Genomic DNA, 7,493 nt, shown 5'->3' on the forward strand with positions numbered 1-7,493 from the left:
GCGGTTACAGTCAAAGGGACTGTTGCTGGTCGTTTACCTTTTGAGCTTCAGCGGCTACGTACATCGAACGTCTCGAAGCGATCGGGCTGGGCGTGGCACTGGTGCTGTATGCCGGGGTATTCGGGGTGCTGCTGGTTGCCTTGTGGTTGAGCGCGAACATTCGCCAGGGCCTGGTGCGCTGGGTGTTTGCGTTGGGGTTCTTTGCCAGTGCGGTGTTTTTCGATGCGTACACCCGCATCATGGCCGACTACCTCACGTACAGCGCGTTCGTCTCGATGGTGTATTCGGGTGGCTTCATCGGCGAGGCGCTGCAGCAGTACCACAGCGTGATCGTGGTGGCGCTGGCCAAGGGGGGTGCTGTTGTTGCTGGGCCTGGGCTTGCGTCCTGGGCCGGCGTGGCGTTGGCCGTCGGCGCTGCCGTGGGCGGCGCCGCTGCTGGGGCTGGCGCTACTGACCGGCATTCTGTTCGTGCGCGCCGGCGAGGGCGCGCGCGGCCTGCCGGTGATGTATACCCCGCTGGCCTACCTGAACCTGTTCATCTACGAATCGCTCAATGCCAGCGTCGGCCCGCGTCAGCCGGTGAGCCTGACGCGCAGCGGCCCGGTGCTGGCGCGCGATATCGTGCTGATCATCGACGAGAGCGTGTCGGGCAACTATCTGGACCTCAATACGCCCAACGGCGTACGCAGCAACCTTGCGCAGGCACGGCCGGGGGTGAGCATTTTCAACTATGGCTATGCGGCCTCGATCGCCAACTGCAGTGCCGATACCAATGTCACCCTGCGCTATGGCGGCACGCGCGAGGACTACCTGCGGATCAACTCGACCTTGCCGTCGATCTGGCAGTACGCCAAACAGGCGGGGCTGAGCACGGTGTACATCGATGGCCAGCGTACCGGTGGGCACCTGCAGAACCTGATGGACGCCAACGAAAAGCGCGATATCGACCAGTTCATCCAGTTCGATGCCACCCCGGTGCGCGACCGCGACATGGCGGCGCTGCAAAGGCTGGTCGAACTGCTGGACGACGGCAAGCCGCAACTGATCGTGATGAACAAGGTCGGGGTACATTTTCCGGTGCATGACAAGTACCCGGATGCATTCATGAGCTACCGGCCGGCATTGCCGCGCGGCCAGTACGCGGACATCGCCGATACCGGTGAACGTGACGGTTTCAGCGGTACGCCGCAAGACTGGGTGCTGTACCGCAATTCGTACAAGAACAGCTTGCTGTGGAGTGTTGGCGAGTTCTTCAATCGGCTGTTTGCCCAGGCTGACCTGAGCCAGGCGGTAGTGATCTACACCTCCGACCACGGTCAGGACCTGCACGAGCGCGGCAATCCCGGGCTCAACACCCACTGTGGCGGCGACCCGGTGGAGGAGGAGGGGCTGGTGCCGCTGGTGGTGATTCAGGGGCAGGGCGTGAAGGCGCTGGATTGGCAGGCGCAGTTGTCGACCAACAAGGACCGCTCCAGCCACTACAACATCTTTCCGACCGTGTTGCAGTTGCTGGGCTATGACGCAGCGGCGGTCGAGCCGGTCTACGGGCGTGCGTTGAATGTGCCGACCGAGGATCCGTTCAGCTTCAACTACCGGTTCAATGCGCGGCTGGGGGCCAAGCCCGCGTTCAAACACATCGATTTGGGCGTGGTGGTGACGCCAGGGCCCGAGGGGATGCCGGTCGGCGCGGCTGATTGATACGCCTGGCACCCAAGGCGTCGCGCGTGCTGGCGGCTAGATCGCATGCAGTGCGCGAAAGCTCTGCGCTTCTTCAACCAACCAGTCGTGCACCGCTCGCGCACTCGGGTGCGCCAGCGCGCCCGCCGGGTACAGCAGCACGTAACGCTTGTGGTTGGCGATGGGCAAGCCGAACGGCACGATCAGCGTGCCGCGCTCCAGCTCGTCGTTGAGCAATGTGCGCCGCGCAATCGCTACGCCGATCCCGGCGATCGCCGCTTCGATGGTCAAATGGTTGCGATTGAAGGTGTGGCCACGGCGCACATCCTGTTCCTGTGCACCAATCGCTTCGAGGTAGAACTCCCACTCGGCATATTCCGAGCTGCCACGCCAGGCGGTGATGTCGTGCAGCAACGGGTAGTGCACCAGGTCCGCCGGCCCGTGCAGCGGTGGGCGGCCGCGCAGCAGGGCGGGTGAGCACACGGGAAAGATCTGCTCATCAAGCAACGGTGTCGAGTGCATGCCAGGGTAGCTGCCGTCATTGAGGTCGATTGCCAGGTCGAAATCACCTTCATGCAGCGCCTGGTTGCTGTCCTCGGCCACCAGGCGCAACTGGATATCGGGAAAACGCTGCTGCAGGCGCGGCAGGCGCGGCGTCAGCCATTTGGCCAGAAACGAGGGGATCGAACGTAGCCGCAAGGTGCCGCGAATGTCACCGGCATCCAGGCGCAGCAGTTCGGCCTCGATGCTGCCGTAGGCCTCGTTCACCGTCAGTGCAAGGCGCTGCCCCTGCGCCGTCAGCTCCACCCCTCGCGCGCGGCGCAGAAACAGCCGAAAGCCCAGGCGCTCCTCCAGCTGGCGGATCTGCTGGCTCACCGCACCGGGTGTGATGTGCAGCTCTTCGGCGCAGCGCGTGAACGACAGGTGCCGCGCGGCACATGAAAACACGTGCAGCCAGACATACATCTGGCCATTCATTTGACGCCTCATCGTTTAGTCCTGCTAAAGCCTTGCTTAGAAAGTTTCGTTGGTCATCACCAAGTGAGCGCGGCAGTATCGCGCAACTTCGTAACACCCTTCAATTTTTTCACAACGCCACCATTCGACCTGTTTCGTCTGTGTGTGCAGGCATTAGCATGGCTATCAGTGTTTTCGATCTGTTCAAAATTGGTATCGGGCCTTCCAGCTCGCATACCGTCGGCCCCATGCGGGCAGCGGCCAGCTTTGTCGCGACATTGCGCGACGAGGGCGTGCTGGCCAGGGTAGGCCGTGTGCAAGTGCGCTTGTACGGCTCGCTGTCGGCGACCGGCGTCGGCCACGCCAGTGATCGTGCCTGCCTGCTCGGGCTGATGGGCGAGTGGCCCGACCAGATCGACCCGCACAGCATCGAGCCGCGCATCCAGCAGTTGCACGACAGTGGCCTGTTGCTGTTGGGGGGTGAGCATGCCATCCCGTTCAACGGTGCGCAGGACCTGCTGCTGCTGGATGAAAGCCTGCCCTACCATCCCAATGCCATGACCCTCGAAGCCAGTGGCGAGGCGGGCCTGTTGTTGCAGCAGACCTACTACTCGGTGGGCGGTGGCTTCATTGTCGAGGCCGCGCAGGTCGGTGGCGCCGGCAGTGCCGCCGAACAGGTCGTGCTGCCCTATGAATTCTCCAGCGCGCAAGAGCTGCTGGCGCTGTGCAAGCAGCATGGTCTGCGGGTCAGCCAACTGATGATGGCCAACGAGTTGGCCTGGCGCGAGGAGGCCGAAGTGCGCAGTGGCCTGCTGCACCTCTGGGCGGTGATGCGCGAGTGTGTCGACAATGGCCTGCGCAACGAGGGCATCCTGCCTGGCGGGCTCAAGGTCAAGCGGCGTGCGGCCAAGCTGCACCGCAGCCTGCAGGAACTGGGCAAACCCAACGTGATCGGCTCGACCCTGAGTGCCATGGAGTGGGTCAACCTGTTCGCCCTGGCGGTGAACGAAGAGAACGCCGCCGGCGGACGCATGGTCACCGCACCCACCAATGGCGCGGCGGGGATCATCCCGGCGGTGCTGCACTACTTCGTCAAATTCAACCCCGAAGCCTGCGACAACGATGTGGTCGACTTCCTGCTGGCAGCGGCCTCGGTCGGCATCCTGTGCAAGAAGAACGCATCGATTTCCGGGGCCGAAGTCGGTTGCCAGGGCGAGGTCGGTTCGGCCTGCGCGATGGCTGCGGCGGGCCTTGCCGATGTGCTGGGGGCCACGCCGATGCAGCTGGAAAACGCAGCGGAAATTGCCCTGGAGCATAACCTCGGGCTGACCTGTGACCCGGTCGGCGGGCTGGTGCAGGTGCCGTGCATCGAGCGCAACGCGATTGCGGCGGTCAAGGCGATCAACGCGGTGCAGATGGCACTGCGTGGCGACGGCGAACATTTCATTTCCCTGGACCGGGTGATCCGCACCATGCGCGACACCGGGGCCGACATGCACGAGAACTACAAGGAGACGTCCCGCGGCGGGCTGGCGGTCAGCTTCGTCGAGTGTTGAACGGGGCGGCGCACAGCCGCCCGATTGACTGATGGTTGTTCATAGGCAACAAAAATAATTACAAGGCGAAATCGATGACTGATGCAAACACCAGCACCCACTCGGGTGTAGACACTGCTGCACCCGTTTCCAGCACTGCCTGGAACCGTACCGACACCACCTGGGCCCTGGGCCTGTACGGCACCGCTATCGGTGCTGGCACCCTGTTCCTGCCCATCAACGCCGGGCTGGGCGGCTTCTGGCCGTTGCTGGTGCTGGCATTGCTGGCCTTCCCGATGACCTTCTTCGCCCACCGCGCCCTGACGCGTTTTGTGCTCTCCGGGCGCAGCAGCGGCAAGGAAGACATCACGAAGTCGTCGAAGAACACTTTGGCGTGGGGGCCGGCAAGCTGATCACGCTGCTGTACTTCTTCGCGATCTTCCCGATCCTGCTGGTGTACAGCGTCGCCCTGACCAATACCCTGACCAGCTTCATGACCCACCAGTTGCACATGGCACCGCCGCCGCGCGCCTTGCTCGCGCTGGTGCTGGTGTGCGGGCTGATGGTGGTGGTGCGCAGCGGCCAGGACATCATCGTCAAGGTCATGAGCGTGCTGGTGTATCCCTTTGTGGCGGCGCTGTTGCTGCTGGCGGCCAGCCTGATCCCGAACTGGAACGGTGCGTTTTTCGCCCAGGCGGCTGAAGGCATGGCGCCTGGCCTGTTCTTCAAGACACTGTGGCTGGCGATTCCGGTGATGGTGTTCTCGTTCAACCACTCACCGATCATCTCGGCCTTTGCCGTCGACCAGAAGCACCGTTACGGCGCCCAGGCCGACCAGAAGAGCGGTCGCACCCTGGCGGTGGCCCACGTGATGATGGTGCTGACCGTGATGTTCTTCTGCTTCAGCTGCGTACTGGCGCTGTCGCCCGCCGACCTGGTGCAGGCCAAGGAACAGAACATCTCGATCCTGTCGTACCTGGCCAACCATTTCCAGACCCCGGTGATCGGCTTTGTTGCACCGTTGATCGCGCTGGTGGCGATCACCAAGTCGTTCCTGGGGCACTACATCGGTGCCAGCGAAGGCTTCCAGGGCCTGATCGTCAAGGGCATGCGCGGGCGCAAGTCATCCCTGTCGGCCAAGCGCCTGGAACGCATTACTGCCGTGTTCATGCTGCTGACCTGCTGGGCCATTGCCACGCTCAACCCGAGCATCCTGGCAATTATCGAAACCATGGGCGGCCCGGTGCTGGCGTGCCTGTTGTTCCTGATGCCGATGTACGCCATCCGTAAGGTACCGTCGCTGCGCCAGTACTCGGGGCGTGCCTCCAACGTGTTTGTGGTGCTGATCGGCCTGTTCACCCTGTCGGCTATCGCGTTTTCCGTGCTCAAGTAACCACCGGGGGCGCCGGTGCAGGCGAGCCTGCACGGTGAAGAGACCGAGCAGCGGGTCAGGGCGCAAGCGCCGCGCAACTGACCCGTCCGGCGGCCGCAGTGCGTGCAATCACGCCCGCCAGTTGCGCAAGGTTGCGTTGCTGTGCCGCCACCAGCTCGGGCAGGCTTGCCCCGGCGGTGCTGCGTATCACGCTGTGGCAGCGCAAGGGCGGGCCGGCGTTGTCGTGGCTGATCGCGCGCAGGCGCCAGCGCGCCTCCAGCAGCGCGTACTGCCCAGGTACGGAGTCGAACCGCTGCACCTCCAGGCGCAGCCCCGTCACCTGCGCAGCATTACTGTTGAGCAGCCCGCTCAAGGCACTGCGCACTTCATCCACCAGGGTGGAACCCCACCATTCGCTCTCCAGCACCACCAGGCCGCTGTCACCCTGGCGCACGACGAGCTGCGCGCGGTCGACCTGGGGCGGCACGCTGAGGAACTCGATCCTGACGTCGACCGTACGCACGTCAGCTGAGGCGGGTTGCGCCGGCACCAGGGTGTGGTAGTGCACCGGGTCACCGCGGCAGGCTGCCAGCAGTAGCGCCAGGCCTAGTATCGCGGGCTTGAGCAAAGGGTTCATGGTGCGGGCTCCTGCGCTCATTGGCGTGAAGAAGGTGGCAAGGCGTCGGCCGGCGCATTGTCTGGCCGGCCGCGCAACAGCGATTCGGGGTTGCGCTTGAGGTAGTCGGCCAGCTCACGCATCGAGCGGGTCATGCGCCCCAGGTCATCCAGGGTCTGCGCCAGTTGCTCACGCTGTGGCGAGTCTTCTGCCAAGGTCGCGTTTGCGCTTTTGAGCGTGCTGCTCATGTCCTGCAAGGTGCTGTCGAGAGTGGGCAGGGTCTTGCCGTTGAACTGCTTGAGCGCCTTGCGCAGCTCTACCAGGTTGCCGTCCAGGTTGCCGGCGATGCGTTCGATGGGCAATTTGTTGATTTTCTCGACCATCGCCTGGAACTGCTCCTGCAACTGTTCCAGGCTGCTGGGCAGGGTAGGGATGGTGACTGGCCGAACACTGGGGTCGAAGACCACCTTGGGCGCCTTCGGATAGAAGTCCAGGGCGATGTACAACTGGCCGGTCAGCAGGTTGCCGCTGCGGGCCTGGGCGCGCAACCCGTTGTCGATGAAGGTGCCCATCAGGCGGATGGCGGCCTGTTCGTCGTTGGGGTTGTGGTCCAACGCCTTGAGCATCTTGGTATGCGCCTGGCCCAGGCGTTGCGGGTAGATGACAATGCCGACGTTGACCGGGAAGGTACGGGTCTTGGCATCGAAGTCCAGGTTGATGCCCACCACGCGGCCGAACTCCATGCCCAGAAACTCCACTGGCGCGCCCACCCGCAGCCCGCGCAGGGCCTGGTCGAAGCGCAGTGCCAGGTATTGCGCCTTGCCGTTGGGCGGGGCGAGGGCGGCGGCGCGGTCGTCGAACAGCTCGAAGGTCTTGTCTTCGGCGGCGGCACTGTCGTCGGGGCTGTAGTCCGGCGCCCGGAACGCCACTCCCCCCACCATCAGTGACGACAACGACTCGGTGCGCAGCGCGAAGCCATTGGCACTGACCTCCACGTCCACGCCGCTGGCATTCCAGAAGCGCGTATTGTCGGTGACAAAGGCATCGTTGGGCGCGTGGATGAACACTTCGACATTGACCCCCTTGCCATCGGCATCCAGGGCATACGACACCACCTGCCCGACCGGGATCTTGCGGTAGTAGACCGGCGAGCCGATGCCCAGCGAGCCAAGGTCGGAGGCATGCAGGTTGAAGCGCCGGCCAGGCTCGCCATAGGTGATCGGCGGTGGTGCCTCGAGGCCGGTGAACGTCTTGGCGCGTGCCTGCGACTGCCCGGCGTCGGCGCCGATGAAGTCGCCCGAGAACAACGTGTCGATACCCGACACGCCACCGGCAC

Annotated in this window: 4 protein-coding genes and 2 pseudogenes; 3 read left to right on the forward strand and 3 right to left on the reverse strand. The window is 64.0% G+C overall.

The window, feature by feature from the left end; genetic code table 11:
* Window positions 1-19 precede the first annotated feature (19 nt).
* Window positions 20-1,698: pseudogene (locus G3436_RS05860) on the forward strand (sulfatase-like hydrolase/transferase).
* Between the two features lie 36 nt (window positions 1,699-1,734).
* On the opposite strand, the gene G3436_RS05865 reads toward G3436_RS05860, so the two are convergent.
* Window positions 1,735-2,667, reverse strand: a complete 933-nt coding sequence (locus G3436_RS05865; RefSeq protein ID WP_163942365.1) for a LysR substrate-binding domain-containing protein — start codon at window positions 2,665-2,667, stop codon at window positions 1,735-1,737.
* Window positions 2,668-2,813: 146 nt separating this feature from the next.
* On the opposite strand from G3436_RS05865, the gene G3436_RS05870 reads away from it, so the two are divergent.
* Window positions 2,814-4,190, forward strand: coding sequence for an L-serine ammonia-lyase (locus G3436_RS05870; protein ID WP_163942367.1), 1,377 nt, complete (start codon window positions 2,814-2,816; stop codon window positions 4,188-4,190).
* A gap of 74 nt (window positions 4,191-4,264) precedes the next feature.
* A pseudogene (locus tag G3436_RS05875) lies at window positions 4,265-5,562 on the forward strand (serine/threonine transporter).
* 55 nt (window positions 5,563-5,617) lie between these two features.
* Here the strand turns inward: G3436_RS05875 and G3436_RS05880 are convergent.
* Together G3436_RS05880 and G3436_RS05885 are read right to left on the reverse strand one after the other, a co-directional pair.
* Window positions 5,618-6,178, reverse strand: coding sequence for a PqiC family protein (locus G3436_RS05880; protein WP_243667029.1), 561 nt, complete (start codon window positions 6,176-6,178; stop codon window positions 5,618-5,620).
* Between the two features lie 17 nt (window positions 6,179-6,195).
* Window positions 6,196-7,493: PqiB family protein (locus tag G3436_RS05885; RefSeq protein ID WP_163942371.1), on the reverse strand; the 1,298-nt coding region annotated here is incomplete at its 5' end.

The sequence above is a fragment of the Pseudomonas brassicae genome (genome assembly GCF_010671725.1).
Lineage (GTDB): Bacteria > Pseudomonadota > Gammaproteobacteria > Pseudomonadales > Pseudomonadaceae > Aquipseudomonas > Aquipseudomonas brassicae.